We start from the raw sequence: 23,295 nt of genomic DNA, 5'->3' as shown, positions 1-23,295 counted from the left end.
TGACGTTCTTTGTCCTTCCTCACGGCGGGCCCCCGCGATCAGTGCGCACTAACGTCATAGCCATGTCGACTTCCGCATCCCCTTCGGACCGCACTCCCGCAGAACCGATCGGCGACATGGTCGTCGGCACCGTCACCGACCGTCTGGTCGAGGCGAACAAGACGTACGCCGCCGGGTTCACCGATCCCGGCATGGACGCCCGTCCCGTGCTGCACGTCGCCGTCGTGGCCTGCATGGACGCCCGTCTCGACCTGCACGACGCGCTCGGCCTGGAGCTGGGCGACTGCCACACCATCCGCAATGCAGGCGGTGTGGTCACGGACGACGTCATCCGCTCCCTGACCATCAGTCAGCGCGCCCTCGGCACCCGCAGCGTCGTCCTCATCCACCACACCGGCTGCGGCCTGGAGTCCCTCACCGAGGAGTTCCGGCAGGACCTGGAGAACGAGGTCGGGCAGCGGCCGACGTGGGCGGTGGAGTCCTTCCGCGACGTCGACCAGGACGTTCGGCAGTCGATGCAGCGCGTGCGGACCTCGCCGTTCCTCCTGCACACCGACGACATCCGCGGATTCGTGTTCGACGTCACCACCGGTCTGCTGCGGGAGATCGACCCTGCGTGACTGACAAAGGGTTGCAAGACCCGACAAATCGGCGCCAGTTATCCACAGGCGAGTGACACGACCCGCTATGCCCAACAACAATGCGGGGGTGACATCACGCGGCCCATTCACGCGTGGTGTCGGTGAATTCGGGGTGGACCGGGCCGCGCGTGTGAACGCCGGCCCGGAGAACGGGCCGAGGAGGGCCGGGTGACGACCTATGACGATCGAGCGAGCCTCACAGATCTGACCACCACAGCGGAGCGTGTCCGCGGGTCGGTGGAGGGTGTGATCGAGGGCAAGCCGGAGGTCGTACGGCTTTCGCTGACCGTGCTCCTCGCCGAGGGGCACCTGCTCATCGAGGATGTGCCGGGCGTCGGCAAGACCATGCTCGCCAAGGCGCTCGCGCGGTCCATCGACTGCTCCGTGCGGCGGATCCAGTTCACTCCGGACCTGCTGCCTTCGGACATCACGGGTGTGTCCATCTTCGACCAGCAGCGCAGGGACTTCGAGTTCAAGCCGGGCGCGATCTTCGCGCAGATCGTGATCGGCGACGAGATCAACCGCGCGTCTCCGAAGACGCAGTCCGCGCTCCTGGAGTCCATGGAGGAGCGCCAGGTCACCATCGACGGGCAGACCTACGAACTGCCCAGCCCCTTCATGGTGGTGGCCACGCAGAACCCCGTCGAGATGGAGGGCACCTACCCCCTGCCCGAGGCACAGCGCGACCGGTTCATGGCGCGGGTCTCGATCGGCTACCCCAACCCGGAGGCCGAGCTGCAGATGCTCGACGTCCACGGCGGCGTCTCGCCCCTGGACGACCTCCAGCCGGTGGCGCACGCGCACGACATCGTGAAGCTCATCGACGCCGTCCGCACGGTCCACGTGGCCGACTCCGTGCGGCGTTACGCGGTGGACCTGGTCGCCGCGACCCGCAACCACCCGGACCTGAGACTCGGGGCCTCCCCGCGCGCGACGCTGCACCTGCTGCGCGCCGCCAAGGCCTCCGCCGCGCTCAGCGGCCGTGAGTTCGCCCTGCCGGACGACGTGCAGGCCCTGGCCGTCGCGGTCCTCGCGCACCGCCTGCTGCCCACCGCGCAGGCCCAGTTGAACCGCCGTACAGCAGAATCGGTCGTCCTGGAGATCCTGCAGCGCACCCCGGTGCCCGCCAACGCGCAGCCCGGTCCCGGCGCCTACTTCAACCAGCAGCCGCCCGGCGCGCGGAGGCTGTGATGACGGCAGGGGGGAAGCCGACGGGCCACGCCGAGGGCGACAAGGGCGGGCTCCGCACGGCTCTCGCGGGCCTGACCACCCGCGGGCGTTCCTTCCTGGCGGCCGGCATCGCCGCCGCCATCTGCGCCTACGTCCTCGGCCAGAGCGACCTGCTGCGCGTCGGGCTGCTGCTCGCCGTGCTGCCGCTGATCTGCGCCCTCGTCCTGTTCCGCACCCGCTACCGCGTCGCGGGCAGCCGCAGGCTCTCCCCCGGGCGCGTGCCGGCCGGTTCGGAGGCCCGCGTCCACCTGCGGATGGACAACGTCTCGCGGCTGCCCACGGGCCTGTTGATGCTCCAGGACCGCGTGCCCTACGTGCTCGGGCCGCGCCCCCGGTTCGTGCTCGACCGGGTCGAGGCGGGCGGGCGCCGCGAGGTGTCCTACCGCGTCCGCTCCGACCTGCGCGGGCGCTATCCGCTGGGGCCGCTGCAGCTGCGCCTGACGGACCCGTTCGGGATGTGCGAACTGACGCGCTCCTTCTCGACGTACGACACCCTGACGGTCATCCCGCGCGTGGAGCCGCTGCCTCCGGTGCGGCTCACGGGCGAGGCCAAGGGGTACGGCGACGGGCGCAACCGCTCGCTGGCGCTGGCCGGCGAGGACGACGTCATCCCGCGCGGGTACCGCCACGGCGACGACCTGCGCCGGGTGCACTGGCGCTCCACCGCGCGCTACGGCGAGCTGATGGTGCGCCGCGAGGAGCAGCCGCAGCGGGCCCGCTGCACGGTGCTCTTGGACACCCGGGGCGCCGGCTTCCGGGGCGCGGGACCCGACTCGGCCTTCGAGTGGGCGGTGTCGGGCACGGCGTCCGCCCTTGTGCACATGCTCGAACGGGGCTTCTCGGTACGGCTGTTGACCGACACCGGCACCTCGGTGCCGGGCGAGGGCTCGGACGGCTTCGCGGGCGCGAGCCAGGAGTCGGCGGACGCGGCCGGGCTGATGATGGACACCCTCGCGGTGGTCGACCACTCGGACGGCGCCGGACTCTCCAGGGCCTACGACGTCCTGCGCGGCGGCAACGAAGGCCTGCTCGTCGCCTTCCTCGGCGACCTCGACGAGGAGCAGGCGGCGGTGGTCGCCAAGATGCGTCAGCGCAGCGGCTCCGCGGTCGCGTTCGTCCTGGACGGCGCGGCGTGGGCACAGGGTCCCGGAGGCCTGCCCTCCGAAGCCGGCGACGCGCGGGTGCGGATGCTGCGCGAGGCGGGCTGGACGGCCCTCGTGGTGCCGCCGGGCGCGGGGCTCGCGGACCTGTGGCGCCAGGCGGACCGCGCGCGCACGAGCGCGGGCCCCGCGCCCGCCGCCGGAACGACCACCGGAGGCTGGGCATGAGGGGGCGCCACGGCTCGACAGGAGTACGTACGACAGTGGGGGGACGGTCATGAGCGGACGCGCGCGGCTCGCGCTGTGTGCCACCGCGGCCACGCTGATGGCATCGGGAGCGCTGCTGCCGCTCGTCGATCCGGCGACGTGGTACCTGCAGGCGGTGATCCTGCTCGTCCTGCAGAGCGGGGTGGGCGCGCTGGCCCGGCGGGTGCCCCTGGCCCGGCCGCTCACCGTGGCGGTGCAGGCACTGGTGACGCTGTTGCTGCTCACCCTGGTGTTCGCCCGTGAGCAGGCCATCGCGGGGATCCTGCCGGGACCCGACGTGTTCCAACGGTTCGGCGTGCTCCTGGAGGCGGGCGGCAATGACGTCGGGCGGTACGCGATCCCGGCGCCGCTCAGCGACGGGATCCGGCTGATGCTGGTCGGCGGCGTCCTGGTGATCGGCCTCGCGGTGGACGCGCTCGCGGTGACGTTCCGCACGGCGGCGCCCGCCGGACTGCCGTTGCTCGCGCTGTACTCGGTGGCTGCGGGGCTCTCCGGGGACGGCGCCGGATGGCTGTGGTTCCTGCTCGCGGCGGCCGGCTATCTGCTGCTGCTCCTGGCGGAGGGGAGGGACCGGCTCTCCCAGTGGGGCCGGGTGTTCGGCGGTTCGCCGCGCACGCCGGGGCGCGTCTCCGGCGGTCTGGAGAGCAACACGGGAGCGGTCGCCCCGGTCCGCACGGGACGGCGCATCGGCGCGGTCGCGCTGGGCGTCGCGCTGGTGGTGCCGCTCGCCCTGCCCGCCCTGGACGGCGGCCTCCTCGGCGGCTCCGGCGGTCCCGGAGGCGACGGCTCGGGCGGCGGTGGAACGATCTCCGCGGTGAACCCGCTGGTCGCGCTCCAGGACAGCCTGAACCAGCCGGAGGACCGCGAGGTCCTCTCGTACCGCACGAACGCCGAGCAGACCGACGGGCTGTATCTGCGGATCGTCTCGCTCGACCAGTTCGACGGCACGACGTGGAAGACCACCGTCCGGCGCATCGAGGACGTGCCCTCGCCGCTGCCGACCCCGCAGGGCCTGCGCCCGGACGTCCGCAGGACCGAGATCCAGACGAATATCTCGGCCGCCGACGGCTACGCGCAGAACTGGCTGCCCATGCCCTACCCGGCCAGCCAGGTGAAGATCGACGGCCGCTGGCGGTACGAGCCGGTGGGCCGCGCTCTCGTCGGCGACCGCGGCCAGACCACGCGCGGCAAGCAGTACGAGGTCAAGAGCCTGGTCGTGGAGCCCACGGCCGAGCAGCTGGCGAGCGCGCCCCCGCCGCCCGACGATCTGCGGCGCGAGTTCACCAAGGTGCCGGACTCGCTGCCCGACGTGGTCGCGGACCGGGCACGCCAGGTCACCAAGGGCGCCGCGAACCCGTACGAGCAGGCGGTCAAGCTCCAGGACTACTTCGCGTCGGACGGCGGGTTCCGGTACAGCGTCCAGGTGCGGGCGGGCAGCGGTTCCGCCGCGATCGGCCGGTTCCTGGAGCAGAAGGAAGGGTTCTGCGTCCACTTCTCCTTCGCGATGGCCTCCATGGCGCGGACGCTGGGGATCCCGGCCCGCGTCGCGGTGGGCTTCACACCGGGCTCCGCGCAGGCGGACGGCAGCATGTCGGTCGGGCTCCGGGACGCGCACGCGTGGCCCGAGCTGTACTTCGAGGGCGTGGGCTGGACCCGCTTCGAGCCGACGCCGACCCGCGGCACACTGCCCGAGTACACCCGCTCGGACGCCCCCTCCGGTGGCGCGAGCGACCCGGACACCCCCGAGCCCTCCACCTCCTCCGAGCCGTCCGCGGCCCCCTCGGCGTCCGACAGCTGCCCGGCCGACATGCGGCAGCAGGGCGGCTGCACGAGCGCGGCCCCGCAGGTCGCGGCCGGTTCGGGCGGCGACGGGCCACCCATCGGGATGATCGTGGGCGTCTCTCTGACGGCCTTGCTGATCCTCGCGGTGCCCTTCCTGCCGATGCTGTGGCGCACCAGGGTGCGGGCGGTGCGGCTGGGATCCGGTGGCCGTACCGAGGCGGACGGGGCGGCGCGGACCCTTGCGGCCTGGCTCGAAGTGACCGACACGGCCTGGGACCACGGCATTGAGCCGGACGAGTCACTGACCCCTCGGAAGGCGGCCGCGCGGATCGTCCGCGTCGGGGAGCTGACCGCCGGGCCCGCGGAGGCCGTCCATCGGGTGGCGGCCGCGGTGGAGCAGGTGCTCTACGCCCCGCGCCCGCAGCCGGTCTCGGGCCTCGCCGATGACGTACGGCGGGTGCACGACGGGCTGAACGCCTCGGCGAACCGCACCGGCCGTCTGCGGGCGACGCTCGCGCCGCGTTCGGCCGCACGGGTGGTGTGGGCGGTGTCGGACCGGTGGGACGCGTTCGGCGCGCGCTGGGGCGAGCGGATCGCCAAGCGGTGGACGGCACTGACGCGCAAGCTGCCGCGCCGGACCCCGCAGGAGGGCTGAGCCGCAGGTCCGGGGGCCCGAGGGCCGGGTCCCCGACCACACCCTGCGGAAGCCGGCCGTCGGCCGAGCGGCCAGGACATGTGTGAGGGGCGACCACCCGGTGGGTGGTCGCCCCTCACACATGCATGAAGAAGTCTGTTCGGTCAGTGCCGAGCGGTCCGGCTCACTGACCGCCCTGCTGTTCGTCGCGGCGGCGCTGCCACCGCTGCTCGATGCGGTCCATGACGGAACGGCGCTGCCTCGTCTGCCGACGGGCCGCCTGTCCGCCCTGCGCGGCTGCCGCGCCCGAGGGCTGTTCACCCGGCTTCGGCGCCTTGCGCCAACCGGTGACGGCCAGCACCGCGCAGCCCAGCATGACGAGGAAGCCCACCACGCTGATCCAGATCTGCTGGGCGACCATTCCGGCCATGAGGAGGGCGATACCCACCAGGAAGCCCGCGACCGCTTGGTAGACCCGCTTCCGGGTGTACGTACGCAGCCCGCTTCCCTCAAGCGCTGTCGCGAACTTGGGATCTTCGGCGTACAGCGCTCGCTCCATTTGCTCGAGCATGCGCTGCTCGTGCTCCGAGAGCGGCACGGAGTCCTCCTCATCGTGCAGTCGCCGGGGCGACCGGGGGTCCCCTTCAGGATAGGCAGGGAATCGCCCCCGTGAAACCCGCCCCTCTGCGCCAACTTCGCCAAACCGGACCTTCACGCCGCTCCGGCTCGCTGAAGCGTGCATTCCCCAGCGGCCGAACCGTCATGCAGGACGGTGTCCCTCGATCATACGGCGCCCGTAGCCCGTTCGGGGGTCCTGTGGCGTACTCCATGTGCGGCTGCGCCGCTGATCAGCGGGGCAGCCGCAGGCGCACCTCAGGCCTCGTCGGCGCCTCGCGCCTCACCGAGCACGTGCAGCTGGGTGGCCACGGAGTGGAACGCGGGCAACTCGGCCGCGGCGGCCTCCAGCTTCAGGAGCGCCTCCAGGGCGCCGGGCTCGGTGTCGACGAGGACGCCGGGGACCAGGTCGGCGAAGACCCGGACGCCGTGCACCGCGCCGACGCGCACACCCGCGGCCTCGACCAGCTCGGTGAGCTGGTCGGCGGTGAAGCGCCGCGGCACGGGGTCGCCCGCGCCCCAGCGGCCCGCCGGGTCGGTGAGCGCCGTCCGGGCCTCCTTGAAGTGCCCGGCGAGGGCCCGCGCGAGCACGGCCCCGCCGAGTCCCGCGCCGAGCAGGCTGAGGATCCCGGAAGGGCGCAGCGCGTCGACGGCGAGGCGCACGCCCTCGGCCGGGTCGTCCACGTACTCCAGGACGCCGTGGCACAGGACGGCGTCGAAGCCGCCGCGCTCGACGACGTCGAAGAGGCCGAGCACATCGCCCTGGACGCCGCGCACGCGCTCGGCGACGCCCGCCTCGGCGGCCCGGCGCTCCAGCGCGAAGAGGGCGTTCGGGCTGGGGTCGACGACGGTGACGCGGTGACCGAGGCGGGCGACCGGCACCGCGAAGTTGCCGCTGCCGCCTCCCGTGTCGAGTACGTCGAGTGACTCCCGGCCCGTGGCCTTGACGCGGCGGTCCAGGGCGTCCTCCAGGACGTCCCAGACCACGGCGGTACGGAGAGAGGCGCGCGGACGGGGGGTGTCGGAGCGCAGCGACGCCGCTTCAGGGCGGTGGTGGGAGACGGGCGGGCGCATCGGGTCCGACACGGCAGTTGACTCCTCGTCGCGTGGGGTTCGATTACCCCCACCCTATTGCCTGCCGCGCACTGCCCCGGCCATGCCTCTCCCGGCGAGGACCCGCCGGTCAGCCCGCGTCCGGCGGCTCCCTGCCCGCGTCCTGCGACTCCTGCCTGGGCTGGGGCAGCACGGGCTGGAGCACCAGCATCCGCTCGACGATACGCAGGAACATCGCCACGTCACGGAGCAGGTCGTCGGCGTCGCGGACGGTGGCGGCGCCCTGGATGCCCGCCTCGGCGCGGGCACGGCGGGCGGCGCCCGAGGCGAACAGGGCGCTCCACTCGGTCAGTTCGGGGGCTATCTCGGGCAGGACTTCCCAGGCGCTTCGGATGCGCTGCCTGCGGCGCGGGGTCGTCTCGGGGCGGCCGCGCGCGGCGAGGACCGCGGCCGCGGTGCGCAGGGCGGCGAGGTGGGCGGTGGCATAGCGCTCGTTCGGGGCGTCGAGGCGGGCGGCCTCGTCGATCCCGGCGCGGGCCTGGGCGAGCAGTTCGAGGGCGGCCGGCGGTGCCGTGGCGCGGCGCAGGACGGGGTGGACATCGCTCGCCGGGCCGGTCAGTGAGGGGGCAGGGCCGACGGCGCGGTGCCGGTGTGCGGCTGCTGCGGAAGTACTGGCCATGACGAACCTCCTGTCGTCGTGTGACGGCGCAGTGGCCGTATGTGCCCATCGTGGAGTACGCCACTGACAATCGGCCCTGACCTGGGCTTTTGCCTCGATCGGGGGTTCGGGCTTACTTTTGCACTGACCAGTCAGTTCAAAAGAGGGGTCAGGGGGGACTGTGGACGGTCCGACCGACGGCGCGCGCGGAGCCGCCGTCACCGCCGAGAACTTCGGGCTCAAGGGGCCGCGGGGCTGGGCGTTCCGCGGCATCGGCATACGGGCCGAGCCCGGGTCGCTGATCGCGCTGGAAGGCCCCTCCGGGTCGGGCCGCACCTGTCTGCTGCTCGCCCTCACGGGACGTATGCGCGCCACCGAGGGACAGGCGTCCGTGGGCCGCTTCGGGCTGCCCAAGCAGCTGGCCTCGGTGCGCCGGATCAGCGGGCTCGGTCCCGTGCCCGGCGTCACCGACCTCGACCCGGCCCTGACCGTCGCCGAGCACCTGCACGAACGGGCTCTCCTGGAGCGGCGGTTCAGCGGGTCGCTGCGCGGGCTCCTGCGGCCGCGTGCCGAGCGGACGAACGAGACGCGGCTGCGCATCGACACCGCGCTGGCCGCCGCCGGGCTCGACATGGAGACGCTGCCCAAGGGGCGGCGCACCTCCGTGCGCGACCTGGAGCGGCTCGAGGCCCTGCGGCTCTCCATCGCGCTCGCCCTGATCAGCCGGCCGCGCGTGCTCGGCGTGGACGACACCGACCTGAAGCTCTCGGAGACCGAACGGGCCGAGGCCTGGGGGCTGTTGAAGTCCCTCGCCGAGCGCGGGACGACCGTCGTGGCGGTGTGCAGCGAAGCACCCGACGGCGCGGTCGTGGTGCGCACCGGCGCCACCAAGGACACCGGCACCACCGAGGACACAGGCGCCACGGACACCGGCGCCAAGGACACCGAGCGGGACCAGCCCGACGGCAGCACCGACGACGACAAGGAGACGGCGGATGCGCTCGCCGAAGCTGGCCGCGCTTGAGCTCAGGCGCTTCGGCAGGGGGAAGCTGCCGCGCGCGGCGCTCGTCGCCCTCCTGCTGCTGCCCCTGCTCTACGGCGCGCTGTACCTGTGCTCCTTCTGGGATCCGTACGGCCGCCTCGACCGCATCCCCGTGGCGCTCGTCAACGACGACAAGGGAGCCACCGCCGCGGGCAAGAAGCTCACGGCGGGCGACAACATCGTCGAGAAGCTGCGCGACAGCGAGACCTTCGACTGGCACGAGGTGAGCGAGGCCGAGGCCCGCAAGGGCGTCGAGGACGGGACGTACTACCTGTCGCTGACGATGCCCTCGGACTTCAGCAAGCGCATCGCGTCGAGTTCGGGGGACTCTCCGGAGACGGGCGCCCTTCAGGTCCGTACGAACGACGCCAACAACTACATCGTCGGGCAGATCTCGCGGACGGTCTTCTCCGAGGTGCGCACCGCCGCGTCCACGAAGGCGTCGCGCTCCTTCCTCGACAAGATCTTCATCTCGTTCTCGGACATCCACGGCGCGACGAAGAAGGCCGCCGACGGCGCCGACAAGCTCGACGACGGCATCGGCAAGGCGAAGAAGGGCTCCAAGGACCTCGCCAACGGCCTGAAGGACGCCAAGGACGGCAGCGGCGACCTGGCCGGTGGCATCAAGAAGCTCCACAAGGGCGCGGGCGACCTGGAGGACGGCTCCAAGAAGGTCGCGGAGGGCACGCGGAAGCTGGCCGGCAAGGTGAACGGCACGGCGGACCAGGTGCGGCCCTTCTTCAAGGACAACGGCAAGACCATCGGGGACACCGCCCAGCTCGTCGCCGACTCCTCCAAGGCGATGCGTCGCAACCTGAGCACCTGGGTCAAGATCGCGCCCGGGGCGGCGGAGCGCGCGAAGGAGAGTTCCGAGAAGCTGAGCGGGCTCTACATCAAGTACTGCGAACCGCCTGCCGAGCCCGGCCCCCTCTGCCCGGCCCTCAAGGAGGGCAAGGAGGCGTCCGCGAACGTGTCGACCATCGCGGACGACCTGAACGACGTCATCAAGGACCAGAACAGCGACGTCAAGCAGCTCGACAAGCACCTCGCCACGCTGCAGAAGAAGTCGCAGGCCCTGGCCGACCGCGCCCCGCACCTCGACGAGGACCTGGAGACGGCGGTCACGCAGATCAACGACCTCAACAAGGGCGCGGGCAAGGTCGCGGCGGGCGCCAAGAAGCTGCACACGGGCCTCGGCACCGCCAAGACCGGCGCGACCGACCTCGACACCGGCGTCGGCAAGCTGGAGACGGGCGCGAGCGACCTCAAGGGCGGCATGTTCAAGCTGGCCGACGGCTCCGCGGAGCTCTCCGGCGGGCTGCACGACGGCGTCAAGAAGATCCCCGACTACGACAAGAAGGACCGCGACGAGCGCACCGGAGTCATGGCCGACCCCGTCCAGCTCGCCTCCCAGTCGCTGCACAAGGCGCCCAACTACGGCACCGGCTTCGCGCCGTACTTCATCCCGCTGTCCCTGTGGGTCGGCGCGATGGTGGCGTACATGCTGATCCAGCCGCTCAACCGGCGTGCGCTCGCCGCCGGTGCCTCCGCCTGGCGGATCGCGTTCGCGGGCTGGCTGCCGGTGGCCGCCCTGGGCGTGCTCCAGACCGCGGCCCTGCTCTCGGTCCTGCACTGGGGGCTCGGCCTCCAGATGGCACGGGCCGCGGGGACGGCCGGTTTCCTCTGCCTGGTGACGGCGTGCTTCGCCGCGATCGTGCAGTGGCTGAACGCCCGCTTCGGAGCGGCCGGGCGGATCCTCGTCCTGGCCGTGCTGATGCTGCAGCTGACCTCGGCCGGCGGCACGTACCCCGTACAGACGAGCCCCGGCTTCTTCAACTGGATCCACCCCTTCCTGCCGATGAGTTACGTCGTCGACGCACTCCGGAGGCTCATCACGGGCGGTGGGCTCGGCCCCGTCTGGCAGGCGTGCGCGGTCCTTGCGGCCTTCACCCTGGGCGCCCTCGCGCTGACCGCGCTCTCCGCGCGCCGCAAGCAGGTGTGGACCCTGGACCGGCTGCACCCGGAGCTGAGCCTGTGAGCGCCCCGGCGGCGGCCGGTCCTGAGGGCACGGCGAGACCTGTGAGAATCAAGGCCATGGACAGCAGTGCAGGCAGCACCCGGCGCGAGGCCACCCGGCAGAAGCTCTACGAGGCCGCCGTCACCCTCATCGCGGAACAGGGGTTCTCCGCCACGACGGTCGACGAGATCGCCGAGCGGGCCGGGGTCGCGAAGGGCACCGTTTACTACAACTTCGCCAGCAAATCGGTCCTCTTCGAAGAGCTGCTGCGGCACGGCGTCGGCCTGCTCACCGCCTCCCTGAAGGAGGCGGCCGAGTCAGTGGGCCGCGACGGCGGCAGCAAGGTCGACGCCCTGGACGCGATGATCAGGGCGGGCCTCGTCTTCATCAACCGGTACCCGGCCTTCACCCAGCTCTACGTCGCCGAGCTGTGGCGGACCAACCGGGCCTGGCAGTCCACCCTCCTGGTGGTCAGGCAGCAGGCCGTCGCGGTGGTCGAGGACGTCCTGCGGGAGGGCGTCGGGAACGGCGAGCTCAGCGAGGAGATCGACATCCCTCTGACGGCCGCCGCGCTCGTCGGGATGGTGCTGGTCGCCGCCCTCGACTGGCAGGCCTTCCAGCCGGAGCGCTCCCTCGACGACGTGCACGCGGCGCTCTCGCGGCTGCTCCAGGGCCGGGTCAGCGGCACGCGCGCGTAGGGACGTCACAGAGATGCGTGCGCACACGAAGGCGCCGGTCCGGTGCCCCTGTCGCCAGGCGGCACCGGACCGGCGCTTTCTTCGTGTCCCCCCGTAACCCCCGTTCGACCCCCGTGTGGTCGTCCCCCCGAGTCACCCCCGTACCTCACTTCCGCCTCGCGGCAGAAGGAGCGGTCAAGGGCGCTGCACCGTTCCGCCGCCCCGTGTCGGCGGTACCGGTGCCGCGCCCTTCTCCGTGCCCCTCACTCTTCCGTCTTCGCAGGTGGGGCCCCATCCGCGCGCGTACTCATCTCACTCACTAGGTACGGATACTCAGACGTACGCACTCATCCCCAGGCCGCCTCGCCCCCGACTGGTTACGATCGCGTCCGTGTCCGTACTCCCCCTGGTGTTCACCAGCGGCTGGGCGAGCGGGATCAACGCGTACGCCGTTGTCCTGCTGCTCGGCGTCTTCGGTGCGACCGGGATCAGCGACGAGGTCCCGGAGTCCCTCCAGCGGCCCGACGTCCTGATCGCCGCCGGTGTGCTCTTCGCCTGTGAGGCCGTCGCCGACAAGATCCCGTACGTCGACTCGGTCTGGGACACGGTGCACACCGTGGTCCGGCCGGTGTCCGGTGCCGTGGTGGGCGCGCTGCTCGCGGGGCAGAGCGGGTCCCTCTCGGATCTGGCCGCGGGCGCGGTGGGCGGGTCGACCGCGCTGGCCAGCCATGCGGTGAAGGCCGGGACGCGGATGGCGGTCAACACCTCGCCCGAGCCGTTCAGCAACTTCGTCATGAGCACGGCCGAGGATCTCGGGGTCGGCGGGATCATCACCTTCGCGATGTTCCATCCCGAGGCGGCGGCGATCATCGCGGCCGTGCTCCTGCTGCTCGGCCTGTTCCTGCTGTTCTTCCTGGTCTCGCGGATCCGGCGGTTCCTGCGGCGCAGGGCGCAGCGGCGCGAGGAGAAGCGGCTCGCGGGCCGCACAGGGCCCCCGCCGCCCTGAGATCCGGGGGGACCGGGGCTCCTTCGTGACTGTCAGTGGCGGCCGATAAAGTCCCTGGCATGGCACGGATTGTGGTGATCGGCGCCGGGATGGGCGCGATGACGGCGGCCGCCCGGCTGGCCGTCGCGGGCCACCGGGTGGTGGTGTACGAACGCGGCGCGACGTACGGCGGCGCGCTCGGCCTCGTCGAGCGGGACGGCTTCTCCTTCGACACCGGACCGGGGCTGCTCCAGCTCCCCGCGGTCTACCGCGACCTGTTCGTCAAGACGGGCAAGGAGCCCCTGGAGAAGTGCGTCGAGCTCTCCCAGGTGGAGCCCGCCGTGCGCCACGTCTTCGCGGACGGCACCACGGCCGACCTGCCGAACGCCTCGCGCGCGGGAGTGGGCGAGGCCCTGGACACGGCCCTCGGCGCCGGCGCGGGCGCGCGCTGGTCGGCGTTCATGAACCGCGCCCGGGAGGCCTGGGACCGCACCCGCCGCCCCCTTCTGGAAGAGCCCCTCTGGCCGAACTGGGAGGTGCTCGCCGACCGCGAGCCCTACCCCTCGGTGCCGCACAAGCGCCTGCTGCGCCGCGAGCGCCGCGCGGCCACGCTCGCTGAGGTCGGCGCTCTCGAACTGGGCGGTGACCCGCGCCTGGTCGCACTCCTGGAGCAGTTCGCACTCGCGCACGGCCTGGATCCCCGTACGACCCCGGCGAGCGCGGCCGTCCTGCCGTACATGGAGCAGACCTTCGGCGTCTGGGCGGTGCGCGGCGGCATGCGCGCGCTGGCACAAGCGGTGTACGAGCGGTGCCTGGCCCGGCGGGTGGAGTTCGTGTTCGACGCGGCGGTGACCCGGATCGTCGAGAAGGACGGCAGGGCAGCGGGTGTGGAGCTCGCGGACGGCAGCACGGCGGAGGCGGACTTCGTGGTCGCCGGCGTCGCGCCCGCCGTCCTGGACGGAATGCTGCCCGGGGTGGACATACGGGCGAAGGGTGACGTCCCCGCGCGCTCCGGGATGCCCAGTCGGCTGACGGTGTTGCTCGCCCTGTCCGGCGCACGCCCCGGCGGCGCCCCGCACCGGACGGTGGTGCACTCGGCCGACCGGCAGGACGAGCTCGACCGCGTCTTCGGGGGCGCGCCCGGCCTCCCCGCCTCCCCCACGCTCACCGTGCTGCGCCCCGACGACCCGGACCTGACGCCGGACGGAGCGCATGAGGCGGTGACGCTCACCGCCACGGTGCCCGCGGGTCTGGAGGTCGGCGCCGCGGAGGTGGAGCGGGTCGTCTGCCGCGCCGAGGCGGCGATCCCTGACCTCCGAAGCCGCCTCCTGTGGCACGAGGTCCGCACCCCCGCCGACATCGCCGAGGCCACCGGCGCCGACGGCGGTGCGGTGCCCGCGCCGACGCTCGCCGCGGCCGGCGGCAAGCTCCTGCACCCGTCCAACAGCACCCGGCTGCCGGGGCTGTTCGCGGTCGGCGGCTGGGCGCACCCCGGCGGGGGCCTCCCCCACGCGGGCATGTCGGGCACGCTGGTCGCGGGCCTGATCGTCGAGGGGCCGGAGTTCCGCGGCTCCCAGTGACCGGAGCGCCGGCAGCGGCGCTCCGGTGTCAGTACCGGTACTGCTGCTCGTTGTGCCCCGAGCCGTCGTTCCCCCCGGCGTTCCCGCCCTGGTACGGATACGGCTGCTCCGGCGGCAGTTCACCGCTGTACGGCTCGTCGGTGGTGCGCTGGTGCGGCACCCAGACGCCGCCGGGCGGCGTCTCGTTGTACGTCTCGCCGAGACCGCCGTAGGTGTCGCCGCCGTACGGGGCGTAGCCCTGCTGGTCGCCGTAGCTGTCGTAGCTCTGGCGGGCGCCGTAGGTCTGGGTGCCGATGTACGGGTCGGAGTACGCGGCGTACTGCTGCTGGCCGGTCTCGTCGTAGCCGTAGCTCTGCTGGTCGTAGCCGGTGTAGGCCGCGGCGTCGTAGCCGTACGCGTCGCTCTGGTAGCCGTCGTTCTGATAGGCGTCGCCCGCGGTCGGCGGGGCGTACGCCGCGTCGTCGTAGACGCCGTACTGCCCGGTGTCGTCGGGCATCGGCTCGGGTTCGTAGACCCCGGGGTCGTGGGCGGGCGGCGGCGGGACCTGCTCGTACTCCAGGTCGGAGACCTGCAGCGTCGGCTCCTGCTTGGCGGCGTCCTGCCGCGGCGACCTGCGGCGCTTGCTCAGGCCCGGCTGCCCGCCGAGCGCCCAGCCGGTGGAGAAGCCCCGGCGGAACGACAGCGTCACGTACGTCTGGCCGACGGCGAAGGCGATGGCGCCCGCCCCGATGACCCACACCGAGGGGATCAGCACCCCGAGGACGACGCCGAGGAAGCCCGCGAAGGCCAGCAGGCGCCAGCGCAGCCGGGCCTTGTACTGCAGCAGGACCTCGCCGAGCAGCCACAACGCGACGAAGCCAAACGCGACATAGAGGACCGTCCAGCCCATGTACGCCCCTCTCCCCTACGGCCGCCGCCCGTGGGGGTAGCGCCGTTCAGGCCTGCTGGTGCAGGCCGAGATTCTCGTAGATTTCCAGCGTCGCCGTGGAGTTGTTGAGCGTGATGAAGTGCAGCCCCGGCACACCTTCGGCCAGCAGCCGCGCGCAGAACTCCGTCGCGAACTCGATGCCAATGGAGCGTACAGCGGCGGGATCGTCTTTGACCGAGAGGATCCGCTCTTTCAGCGCGGCCGGGAACACCGCGTTGCTGAGCTGGGGCAGCCGGTCGAGCTGACGGACGTTGGTGACCGGCATCATCTCGGGGATGATCGGCGTCTCGCAGCCCGCCGCCTCGACGCGGTCGCGCAGCCGCAGATACTCCTCGGGGTCGAAGAACATCTGCGTGATCGCGTAGTCCGCGCCGGCCCTGCACTTGTCGATGAAGTGCCGGGTGTCGGACTCCCAGTCGGGCGACCGGGGGTGCATCGCGGGGAAGGCGGCGACGCCCACGCAGAAGTCGCCCGACTCCTTGATGAGCTCGACCAGTTCGGCGGCGTAGGTGAGGCCCTCGGGGTGCGCGATCCAGTCGCCGAGCGGGTCGCCGGGCGGGTCGCCGCGGACCGCGAGCATGTTCCTGATGCCTGCGTCCGCGTACTGCCCGATGATGTTGCGCAGTTCGGCCACCGAGTGGTCGACCGCGGTCAGGTGGGCGACGGGCGTGAGCGTCGTGTCGGCGACGATCTGCTGGGTCTCCTTGACCGTGCCGGTGCGGGTCGAACCGCCCGCGCCGTAGGTCACGGAGACGAAGTCCGGGGCCACCGCCTCGACCCGGCGCAGCGCGTTCCACAGATTCCGCTCGCCCTTCGGGGTCTTCGGCGCGGAGAACTCGAACGAGTACGTCGTCTTGCCGGTCGCGAGCATGTCGCGCACGGTGCGTGCGCGGTCAGTCCTGGTGGAAGCTGTACCTAGGGCCATACCCGCAGGTTAGCCAGGCGGCGGCGGTCACCCAACCAGGCCTGGGAGATTTGGCCGGTTTGCCGGTTTGTTGTCCACGGATCGGACACTCCCGGGCTGTTGCTCACACACGCGTACGCATCCGCGCGCTCGGCGCTCAGACCGTGCGGAGCCGCTTCGCGAACTCCGCCGCGGCGGCGCCCGGGTCGTCGGCCTCGGTGATCGCCCGTACGACCACGACCCGGCGGGCGCCCGCTTCGAGCACCTCGTCGAGGTTGCCCGCGTCGATGCCGCCGATGGCGAACCAGGGGCGGTCCGTGCCGAGCGAGGCGGTGTAGCGGACCAGGTCGAGGCCCGGGGCGTGACGGCCCGGCTTGGTGGGCGTGGGCCAGCAGGGACCGGTGCAGAAGTAGTCCACGCCGTCCTGGACGGCGGCCGCCGCGGCCTCGGACTCGGCGTGCGTGGAGCGGCCGATGAGCACGTCCTCGCCGAGGATGGCGCGGGCCGCGGGGACGGGCAGGTCGCCCTGGCCGAGGTGGAGCACGTCGGCCCCGACGGCGTGCGCGACGTCCGCGCGGTCGTTCACCGCGAGGAGCTTGCCGTGCCGCCGCGCGGCGTCGGCGAAGACCTGGAGGTGTTCGAGCTCCTCGCCCGCCTCCATGCCCTTGTCCCGCAGCTGCACGATGTCGACACCGCCCGCGAGGACGGCGTCGAGGAACTCCGGCAGGTCTCCCTGACGCCTGCGGGCGTCCACGCACAGATAGAGCCGGGCGTCGGCGAGCTGAGCGCGGTGGTCGGCAGCCATGGAGAAGTCCCCCCGTTGTCGGTGGCGCGGGAGCCGCGTGGTGTCACGCGGCTCCCGCGCCGGACGATGGTGTTCAGGTCAGACGGCCAAGCGCCTGCTCAGACGGCGAGCGCCTGGGCGCGGCGCTTCACCTCCGTGCCGCGATTCTCGCTCAGTGCCTGCGCGGGGGTGCCGGGCAGGGTCGGGTCGGGGGTGAAGAGCCACTCGAGCATCTCTTCGTCGGAGAAACCGTCGTCCTTCAGGAGCGTCAAGGTGCCCGCGAGGCCCTTGACGACCTTGTCGCCGTCGATGAAGGCGGCCGGCACCTGAAGCGCGCGGTTCTCACCACGGCGCACGGCGATCAGCTGGCCCTCCTTGACCAGCTGGCGCACGCGCGTCACCTCGACATCGAGCATTTCCGCGATGTCGGGGAGGTGGAGCCAGGCGGGGACGAGAGCATCGGTCTTTGCGTCAATCTCGGTCACATGGTCCAGCGTATCGCCGCTCGGGCGCACAGGCCGGGGCGCGGGCACTCACCCCGTCCGGGCCGGCCCCCGCCCTTCGCGCTCCCCCTGCCCTCACTCCTTACGCGTACTCCGCCTTCTTCAGCGGAATCGAGGGGTCCGCGACCTTGGCCGCGTCCAGGCGGGTGCCCGCCTCGATGAGCTTGCGGCCCTGGGCCAGGTCCCGGGGACGGCCCACCGCGAGGACCGCCACCAGGGCGCCCTCCCGCAGCCAGCACACCGACCAGGCCATGCCCGCCGGGTCGCCGCGCCAGACCAGCTCGTCGGCCGCCGCGTGGTGTCCCGCGTACTGCACGAAGCGGCCGAACTGCTCCGACCAGAAGTACGGCACGGGGTCGTACGGCGCCGGGGTCTCGCCGATGATGTTCGCCGCCACCGTGCGCGGGCCCTGGACGGCGTTGTCCCAGTGGTGCACGAGAAGGCGCTCGCCGTACCTTCCCGAAGGGAAGGAGGAGCAGTCGCCGACCGCGTACACGTCCGGCGCCGACGTGCGCAGACGGTCGTCGGTCACGACCTCCTTGTGGATGCCGAGCTCGATGCCGGAACCGGTCAGCCAGTCCGTGGCGGGCCGCGCCCCGATGCCGACGACGACGGCGCCCGCGGGCAGCCGGGTCCCGTCGGAGAGGACCACCGTGCCCGGCTCGACGTGCTCCACGCGCGCGTGGGTGCGCAGGACCGCTCCGGAGTCCGCGTACCAACTCGCCATGGGAGCCGCGACCTCGGCGGGCAGAGCCCCGGCCAGCGGCCGTTCGGCGGCCTCGACCACGGTGACGGAACAGCCCGCCTCGCGCGCGGCGGTCGCGAACTCCGCGCCGATCCAGCCCGCGCCGACGACCACGACGTCGTGCTGCTCGGCGAGTACGGGCCGCAGCCGCTCGGCGTCGTCCAGGGTGCGCAGGAGGTGGACCCCGGGGACGCCTTCCGTGCCGGGCAGCCGGATCGGCTCGGCGCCAGTCGCGAGGACCAGCACGTCGTACGCGACCGGGCCCGACCCGGTGATCAGCTCGTGGTCGGCCGGGCGCACCCCGGTGACCTCGCGGCCCAGGCTCAGCTCGATGCCGAGCGCCTCGAAGTCGATGTCGAAGGCGGAGCCCTCCGCCTTGCCGAGCAGCACCGCCTTGGACAGCGGCGGCCTGTCGTACGGCTGGTGCGGCTCCGCCCCGATGAGGGTGACCGCGCCGGTGAATCCCTGCTCGCGCAGGGCCACGGCGGTCTGTACGCCGGCCATCCCCGCGCCGACGATGACGACGTGCCGCTCCGGCTGCTTGTGCCGGCCGTCCGGCCGCTGTTCGCTCTGCCTCTGCTGCTCGCTCACCCGATCACTGTAGGGCGGCGGGCGCTGACGTCCTCAGGGGCCGACGAGGAGATCTCTGACACATGGTCACCGCCCGTACCCGGGCGGCTCCCCCTACTGCCGCGCGGGGCGACGGGCTAGGGTGGCCGGTGCAGAGCACTCGCGGGAGCCCGGACGCACCGGGCTGAGAGGGAGGCTGGGACGGCCTCCGACCGTACGAACCTGATCCGGGTCATGCCGGCGAAGGGAGGGGCTGGACGCCCATGCATCCACGTACGACAACACCATCCGCCACCTCTGACGTCCTGGTCGTCGGAGGCGGTGTCATCGGCCTGGTCACGGCCTGGCGGGCCGCGCTGCGCGGGCTCTCCGTAGGGGTCGTCGACCCCGAGCCGGGCGGCGGCGCGGCGCAGGTCGCGGCGGGCATGCTGGCCGCCGTCACCGAACTGCACTACGGCGAGCAGACGCTGCTCGGCATCAACCTCGAATCCGCCCGCCGATACCCCGCCTTCGCCGCCGAGCTGACCGAGGCGAGCGGGCGCGACCTCGGCTATCGCGCGTGCGGCACGCTCGCCGTGGCGCTCGACGCGGACGACCGCGCCCACCTGCGCGAGCTGCACGCCCTGCAGCGCCGCTCGGGGCTCGACTCCGAGTGGCTGAGCGGCCGCGAGTGCCGGCGCCTCGAACCGATGCTCGCGCCTGGGGTGCGCGGCGGGCTCCGGGTCGACGGCGACCACCAGATCGACCCGCGCAGGCTCGCCGCGGCGCTCCTGGTCGCCTGCGAGCGGGCGGGCGTGGTCTTCCACCGCGCCTGGGCCGAGCGGCTCTCGGTCGTGCGCGAGCGGGCGCGCGGCGTGGTCCTCGCGGACGGCACCGAGCTGGGCGCGGAGCAGACCGTGCTCGCGGCGGGCAGCCTCAGCGGGCGCCTCGCGGGCGTCCCCGACGACGTCCTGCCGCCCGTGCGCCCGGTGAAGGGGCAGGTGCTGCGCCTGACGGTGCCGAAGCCGTACGCGCCGTTCCTGAGCCGCACCGTGCGCGCGGTCGTGCGCGGCAGCCACGTCTACCTGGTGCCGCGCGAGAACGGCGAGCTCGTCGTCGGCGCGACCAGCGAGGAGCTCGGCTGGGACACCACGGTCACCGCGGGCGGCGTGTACGAACTCCTGCGGGACGCCCACGAACTCGTGCCCGGCATCACGGAGCTGCCGCTCACCGAGACCCGCGCCGGCCTGCGCCCCGGCTCCCCCGACAACGCGCCGCTGCTCGGCCCGACCCGGCTCGACGGGCTCCAGCTGGCCACCGGGCACTACCGCAACGGCGTCCTCCTGACGCCCCTCACCGGCGACGTCATGGCGCACGCGCTGACCACGGGTGAACTGCCGGACGAGGCGCTTCCGTTCACCCCGCGCCGCTTCACCGGCGCCCCTCTCGCATCCCCCACGCAGTCCCTCACGGAGCAGCCCGCATGAGCACGCCTTCCGCCGTTTCCGTCCGTGTCTCCGTCAATGGGGAGGCACGCGACGTGGCCTCGGGCACCACGCTCGAAGCCCTCGTGGCCACCCTCACCGCGGCCCACTCCGGTGTCGCCGCCGCCCTCAACGAAACCGTCGTCCCGCGCGCGCAGTGGTCCACCACGACGCTCGCCTCGGGCGACCGCGTCGAAGTACTCACCGCCGTCCAGGGAGGCTGAACCGGCCATGGCAGACGACCCCTTCCTCATCGGCGGGCTCTCCCTCTCCTCGCGCCTGATCATGGGTACGGGCGGGGCGCCCAGCCTCGACGTCCTGGAGCGCTCCCTCGTCGCGTCCGGCACGGAGCTGACGACGGTCGCGATGCGCCGCCTGGACCCGGGCGTGCAGGGCTCCGTGCTCTCCGTCCTCGACCGGCTCGGCATCCGCGTGCTGCCCAACACGGCGGGCTGCTTCACCGCGGGCGAGGCCGTCCTCACCGCCCGGCTGGCGCGCGAGGCGCTCGGCACGGACCTGGTGAAGCTGGAGGTGATCGCCGACGAGCGCACCCTGCTGCCCGACCCGATCGAGCTCCTGGACGCCGCCGAGACGCTGGTCGACGACGGGTTCACGGTCCTTCCGTACACGAACGACGACCCGGTGCTCGCCCGGAAGCTGGAGGACGCGGGGTGCGCGGCGATCATGCCGCTCGGCTCCCCCATCGGCTCCGGGCTCGGCATCCGCAACCCGCACAACTTCCAGCTGATCGTCGAGCACGCGCGCGTGCCGGTGATCCTGGACGCGGGCGCGGGCACGGCGTCCGACGCGGTGCTCGCGATGGAGCTGGGGTGCGCGGGCGTGATGCTCGCCTCCGCGGTGACGCGGGCGCAGGAGCCGGTCCTGATGGCCGAGGCCATGCGGCACGGGGTCGAGGCGGGGCGCCTCGCGCACCGGGCCGGGCGGATCCCGCGGCGGCACTTCGCGGAGGCGTCGTCGCCCGCGGAGGGCATGGCGCGGCTCGATCCTGAGCGGCCCGCGTTCTGAGGGACCGGGAAGCCGGGGGCCCTGTTACAGCTCGGCTGCAGTACGGCTGTGAATCCCCCCGGACGGGATGGGCTGTCGGCGTCGGCTCGTAGACTCCCCTCCGTGGACACGACCCTTCAGGACCCCCTCGTCGGGCAGCTGCTCGACAGCCGTTACCGGATCGACGGGCGCATCGCGGTCGGCGGGATGGCCACGGTCTACCGGGCCGTGGACACCCGCCTCGACCGTGTGCTCGCGCTCAAGGTCATGCACCCGACGCTCGCGGCCGACGCCTCCTTCGTCGACCGCTTCATCCGCGAGGCCAAGTCGGTGGCGCGCCTGTCCCATCCGAACGTGGTCGGTGTCTTCGACCAGGGCACCGACGGGTCGTACGTCTACCTCGCGATGGAGTACATCGCGGGCTGCACCCTGCGCGACGTCCTGCGCGAGCGGGGCGCCCTGCAGCCCCGGGCCGCGCTCGACATCCTGGAGCCGGTCCTCGCCGCGCTCGGCGCCGCGCACCGCGCCGGGTTCGTGCACCGCGACATGAAGCCCGAGAACGTCCTCATAGGGGACGACGGCCGTGTGAAGGTCGCCGACTTCGGGCTCGTCCGCGCGGTGGACACCGTCACGAACACGACGGGCACCGTCCTCGGCACCGTCTCCTACCTCGCCCCCGAGCAGATCGAGCACGGCACGGCGGACACCCGCGTGGACGTGTACGCGTGCGGCGTCGTCCTCTACGAAATGCTGACCGGCGGCAAGCCGCACTCCGGCGACTCCCCGGCCCAGGTCCTCTACCAGCACCTCAACGAAGACGTGCCGCCGCCGTCGGCCGCCGTCCCCGGGCTCCCCTTCGAGCTGGACGAGCTGGTCGCCTCCGCCACCGCGCGCACCCCCGACGTCCGGCCCTACGACGCCGTGGCGCTCCTCGCCCAGCTCAGGGAGGCACGGGCCGCCCTGACCGAGGAGCAGCTCGACGCGGTGCCCCCGCAGGCGCACGCGACCGGGCACGACAACGCCGAGGACCGCACGAGCGTGATCCCGCGCGCGGTGCGCTCCGTCCAGCTCTCGCTGCCCGCCGAGGGCGAGCAGGGCGGGCAGAGCGGCCAGGACGCCCTGAACCGCACCAGCATCCTCGCGCCCCCGCCGCAGGGACCGCCCGGACCGCCCGCCGGGCGCCGGGCCTCCCGTCGGCGCTTCGACCCGCGCCGCCGCACGGTCACGCTGATAGCCGCCGTCCTGCTCGTGCTGGGCGTCGGCACCGGCGTCTGGTACATCAACTCCGGCCAGTTCACGAAGGTCCCTCCCCTCCTCGCGAAGACCGAGGCGCAGGCGAAGCAGCGGCTCGACGAGGCCGGGCTCGAAGTGAAGGACATCAAGCGCGAGTACAGCGACACGGACAAGCGCGGCACGGTCATGGACAGCGACCCCGCCGCGGGCGACCGCATCCGGCACAACGGCAAGGTGACGCTGACCGTCTCGCTGGGCCCGGAGACCGTGAAGGTCCCGGACGTGAAGAACATCCCGCTGGCCACGGCCAAGAAGGAGCTCAAGAACTCCGGGCTCGAACCGGGCATGGTGACCAGGCGCTTCGACGACAGCGTCAAGAAGGGCTCCGTGATCAGCACGGACCCGCGGGCCGGCTTCACCCGCAAGGCGGGCTCGGCCGTCGCCCTGGTCGTCAGCAAGGGCGAGGCCGTCGAGGTCCCGGACGTGATCGGCGACTCCCAGGCGGACGCCACCAGCGAGCTGGAGGAGTCCGGGCTCAAGGTCGAGATCGCCGAGGAGCGGGTCGCCTCCGACGAGGACAAGGGCACCGTCGTCAAGCAGTCCGTCCCCGAGGGCCGGCCCCTCGCCAAGGGCGACACGGTCGAGTTGACGCTCTCCAAGGGCCCGCCGATGGTCGAGGTCCCGGACGTGACGGGCATGAAGATCGGCGAGGCCACGGACAAGTTGGAGGGTGCGGGCTTCGAGGTCGACGTGGACCGCGGGCTGCTCGGGCTCTTCGGGGACACCGTGAAGAGCCAGTCGGTGGAGGGCGGCGACGAGGCCGAGAAGGGCTCGTCGATCACCATCGTGATCCGCTGAGCCTCCGCTCCGCTCCGCCCG

The 23,295-nt window shown here is 72.7% G+C and carries 21 protein-coding genes and 1 riboswitch; of the genes, 13 read left to right on the top strand and 8 right to left on the bottom strand.

All coding sequences use genetic code 11. The features are described from left to right. Window positions 1-62: 62 nt before the first annotated feature. From ACZ4D5_RS06105 to ACZ4D5_RS06090, 4 genes are all read left to right on the top strand, one after another. Window positions 63-620: a beta-class carbonic anhydrase gene (locus ACZ4D5_RS06105; protein WP_467771121.1), complete on the top strand. Its 558-nt coding sequence runs from the start codon at window positions 63-65 to the stop codon at window positions 618-620. Between the two features lie 189 nt (window positions 621-809). Beyond that, on the top strand, window positions 810-1,832 hold the full coding sequence (locus ACZ4D5_RS06100; protein ID WP_467771120.1) for an AAA family ATPase: 1,023 nt from the start codon (window positions 810-812) through the stop codon (window positions 1,830-1,832). Beyond that, window positions 1,832-3,199 carry a DUF58 domain-containing protein gene (locus tag ACZ4D5_RS06095; protein WP_467771119.1) on the top strand — a complete coding sequence of 456 codons (1,368 nt, stop codon included), beginning with the start codon at window positions 1,832-1,834 and terminating at the stop codon, window positions 3,197-3,199. The genes ACZ4D5_RS06100 and ACZ4D5_RS06095 overlap by 1 nt, the downstream gene beginning before the upstream one ends. 49 nt (window positions 3,200-3,248) lie before the next feature. Further along, a complete protein-coding gene (locus tag ACZ4D5_RS06090; RefSeq protein WP_467771118.1) occupies window positions 3,249-5,675 on the top strand; it encodes a transglutaminase TgpA family protein in 2,427 nt (808 codons plus the stop codon). A 163-nt stretch (window positions 5,676-5,838) separates the two neighbouring features. On the opposite strand, the gene ACZ4D5_RS06085 is transcribed toward ACZ4D5_RS06090, so the two are convergent. From ACZ4D5_RS06085 to ACZ4D5_RS06075, 3 genes are all read right to left on the bottom strand, one after another. Next, a complete protein-coding gene (locus tag ACZ4D5_RS06085; protein ID WP_467771117.1) occupies window positions 5,839-6,252 on the bottom strand; it encodes a DUF3040 domain-containing protein in 414 nt (137 codons plus the stop codon). A gap of 275 nt (window positions 6,253-6,527) precedes the next feature. Then, window positions 6,528-7,355 carry a class I SAM-dependent methyltransferase gene (locus ACZ4D5_RS06080; RefSeq protein WP_467771116.1) on the bottom strand — a complete coding sequence of 276 codons (828 nt, stop codon included), beginning with the start codon at window positions 7,353-7,355 and terminating at the stop codon, window positions 6,528-6,530. Window positions 7,356-7,452: 97 nt separating this feature from the next. Further along, window positions 7,453-8,001, bottom strand: coding sequence for an SAV_6107 family HEPN domain-containing protein (locus ACZ4D5_RS06075; protein WP_467771115.1), 549 nt, complete (start codon window positions 7,999-8,001; stop codon window positions 7,453-7,455). Between the two features lie 160 nt (window positions 8,002-8,161). Between ACZ4D5_RS06075 and ACZ4D5_RS06070 the strand changes: the two genes are divergently transcribed. From ACZ4D5_RS06070 to ACZ4D5_RS06050, 5 genes are all read left to right on the top strand, one after another. After that, complete coding sequence (locus ACZ4D5_RS06070; RefSeq protein ID WP_467771114.1) at window positions 8,162-9,004, top strand: ATP-binding cassette domain-containing protein; 843 nt, start codon at window positions 8,162-8,164, stop codon at window positions 9,002-9,004. Then, window positions 8,976-11,060 carry a YhgE/Pip family protein gene (locus ACZ4D5_RS06065; RefSeq protein ID WP_467771113.1) on the top strand — a complete coding sequence of 695 codons (2,085 nt, stop codon included), beginning with the start codon at window positions 8,976-8,978 and terminating at the stop codon, window positions 11,058-11,060. Before ACZ4D5_RS06070 ends, ACZ4D5_RS06065 begins: the two co-directional genes overlap by 29 nt. A 56-nt stretch (window positions 11,061-11,116) precedes the next feature. Then, window positions 11,117-11,737, top strand: a complete 621-nt coding sequence (locus tag ACZ4D5_RS06060) for a TetR/AcrR family transcriptional regulator (RefSeq protein ID WP_467771112.1) — start codon at window positions 11,117-11,119, stop codon at window positions 11,735-11,737. Between the two features lie 370 nt (window positions 11,738-12,107). Next, a complete protein-coding gene (locus tag ACZ4D5_RS06055; RefSeq protein WP_467771111.1) occupies window positions 12,108-12,722 on the top strand; it encodes a DUF4126 domain-containing protein in 615 nt (204 codons plus the stop codon). A 59-nt stretch (window positions 12,723-12,781) separates the two neighbouring features. After that, window positions 12,782-14,281, top strand: coding sequence for a phytoene desaturase family protein (locus ACZ4D5_RS06050; protein WP_467771110.1), 1,500 nt, complete (start codon window positions 12,782-12,784; stop codon window positions 14,279-14,281). Between the two features lie 28 nt (window positions 14,282-14,309). On the opposite strand, the gene ACZ4D5_RS06045 is transcribed toward ACZ4D5_RS06050, so the two are convergent. The 5 genes from ACZ4D5_RS06045 to ACZ4D5_RS06025 form a co-directional block, all read right to left on the bottom strand. Next, the gene (locus tag ACZ4D5_RS06045) at window positions 14,310-15,170 is read right to left on the bottom strand and encodes a hypothetical protein (RefSeq protein WP_467771109.1); all 861 of its coding nucleotides are present in this window, start codon (window positions 15,168-15,170) and stop codon (window positions 14,310-14,312) included. A 46-nt stretch (window positions 15,171-15,216) separates the two neighbouring features. Continuing rightward, window positions 15,217-16,134: a methylenetetrahydrofolate reductase [NAD(P)H] gene (metF, locus tag ACZ4D5_RS06040; protein WP_467771108.1), complete on the bottom strand. Its 918-nt coding sequence runs from the start codon at window positions 16,132-16,134 to the stop codon at window positions 15,217-15,219. Between the two features lie 136 nt (window positions 16,135-16,270). Beyond that, complete coding sequence (gene thiE, locus ACZ4D5_RS06035; RefSeq protein ID WP_467771107.1) at window positions 16,271-16,918, bottom strand: thiamine phosphate synthase; 648 nt, start codon at window positions 16,916-16,918, stop codon at window positions 16,271-16,273. 98 nt (window positions 16,919-17,016) lie between these two features. Further along, a complete protein-coding gene (locus tag ACZ4D5_RS06030; protein ID WP_362340596.1) occupies window positions 17,017-17,382 on the bottom strand; it encodes an Rv2175c family DNA-binding protein in 366 nt (121 codons plus the stop codon). Window positions 17,383-17,482: 100 nt separating this feature from the next. Next, the gene (locus ACZ4D5_RS06025; protein WP_467771106.1) at window positions 17,483-18,736 is read right to left on the bottom strand and encodes an NAD(P)/FAD-dependent oxidoreductase; all 1,254 of its coding nucleotides are present in this window, start codon (window positions 18,734-18,736) and stop codon (window positions 17,483-17,485) included. 131 nt (window positions 18,737-18,867) lie between these two features. After that, window positions 18,868-18,981: riboswitch (TPP riboswitch) on the top strand. Between ACZ4D5_RS06025 and thiO the strand changes: the two genes are divergently transcribed. The 4 genes from thiO to pknB all read left to right on the top strand — a co-directional run bounded on the left by thiO (window position 18,979) and on the right by pknB (window position 23,274). Beyond that, window positions 18,979-20,181: a glycine oxidase ThiO gene (thiO, locus tag ACZ4D5_RS06020; RefSeq protein ID WP_467771105.1), complete on the top strand. Its 1,203-nt coding sequence runs from the start codon at window positions 18,979-18,981 to the stop codon at window positions 20,179-20,181. It overlaps the preceding riboswitch by 3 nt. Continuing rightward, window positions 20,178-20,402 (top strand): sulfur carrier protein ThiS, encoded by a 225-nt coding sequence (gene thiS, locus ACZ4D5_RS06015; RefSeq protein ID WP_467771104.1) that lies wholly within the window; start codon window positions 20,178-20,180, stop codon window positions 20,400-20,402. Before thiO ends, thiS begins: the two co-directional genes overlap by 4 nt. A gap of 7 nt (window positions 20,403-20,409) precedes the next feature. Then, a complete protein-coding gene (locus ACZ4D5_RS06010; RefSeq protein WP_467771103.1) occupies window positions 20,410-21,204 on the top strand; it encodes a thiazole synthase in 795 nt (264 codons plus the stop codon). Between the two features lie 102 nt (window positions 21,205-21,306). Further along, a complete protein-coding gene (gene pknB, locus ACZ4D5_RS06005) occupies window positions 21,307-23,274 on the top strand; it encodes a Stk1 family PASTA domain-containing Ser/Thr kinase (protein ID WP_467771102.1) in 1,968 nt (655 codons plus the stop codon). The last annotated feature ends 21 nt before the right edge of the window (window positions 23,275-23,295 follow it).

The sequence above is a fragment of the Streptomyces sp. NPDC025651 genome (assembly GCF_055558735.1).
The sequence above is the reverse complement of the archived record's forward strand: the minus strand, read 5'-3'. Positions and strand labels throughout refer to the sequence as shown.

Excerpts from the sequence above, each read along its gene's own strand:
- ACZ4D5_RS06105 (WP_467771121.1), top strand. The coding sequence starts at position 63 with ATGTCGACTTCCGCATCCCCTTCGGACCGCACTCCCGCAGAACCGATC.
- ACZ4D5_RS06095 (WP_467771119.1), top strand. The coding sequence starts at position 1,832 with ATGACGGCAGGGGGGAAGCCGACGGGCCACGCCGAGGGCGACAAGGGC.
- ACZ4D5_RS06090 (WP_467771118.1), top strand. The coding sequence starts at position 3,249 with ATGAGCGGACGCGCGCGGCTCGCGCTGTGTGCCACCGCGGCCACGCTG.
- ACZ4D5_RS06075 (WP_467771115.1), bottom strand. The coding sequence starts at position 8,001 with ATGGCCAGTACTTCCGCAGCAGCCGCACACCGGCACCGCGCCGTCGGC.
- ACZ4D5_RS06065 (WP_467771113.1), top strand. The coding sequence starts at position 8,976 with ATGCGCTCGCCGAAGCTGGCCGCGCTTGAGCTCAGGCGCTTCGGCAGG.
- ACZ4D5_RS06060 (WP_467771112.1), top strand. The coding sequence starts at position 11,117 with ATGGACAGCAGTGCAGGCAGCACCCGGCGCGAGGCCACCCGGCAGAAG.
- ACZ4D5_RS06050 (WP_467771110.1), top strand. The coding sequence starts at position 12,782 with ATGGCACGGATTGTGGTGATCGGCGCCGGGATGGGCGCGATGACGGCG.
- ACZ4D5_RS06045 (WP_467771109.1), bottom strand. The coding sequence starts at position 15,170 with ATGGGCTGGACGGTCCTCTATGTCGCGTTTGGCTTCGTCGCGTTGTGG.
- metF (WP_467771108.1), bottom strand. The coding sequence starts at position 16,134 with ATGGCCCTAGGTACAGCTTCCACCAGGACTGACCGCGCACGCACCGTG.
- thiE (WP_467771107.1), bottom strand. The coding sequence starts at position 16,918 with ATGGCTGCCGACCACCGCGCTCAGCTCGCCGACGCCCGGCTCTATCTG.
- thiO (WP_467771105.1), top strand. The coding sequence starts at position 18,979 with ATGCATCCACGTACGACAACACCATCCGCCACCTCTGACGTCCTGGTC.
- thiS (WP_467771104.1), top strand. The coding sequence starts at position 20,178 with ATGAGCACGCCTTCCGCCGTTTCCGTCCGTGTCTCCGTCAATGGGGAG.
- ACZ4D5_RS06010 (WP_467771103.1), top strand. The coding sequence starts at position 20,410 with ATGGCAGACGACCCCTTCCTCATCGGCGGGCTCTCCCTCTCCTCGCGC.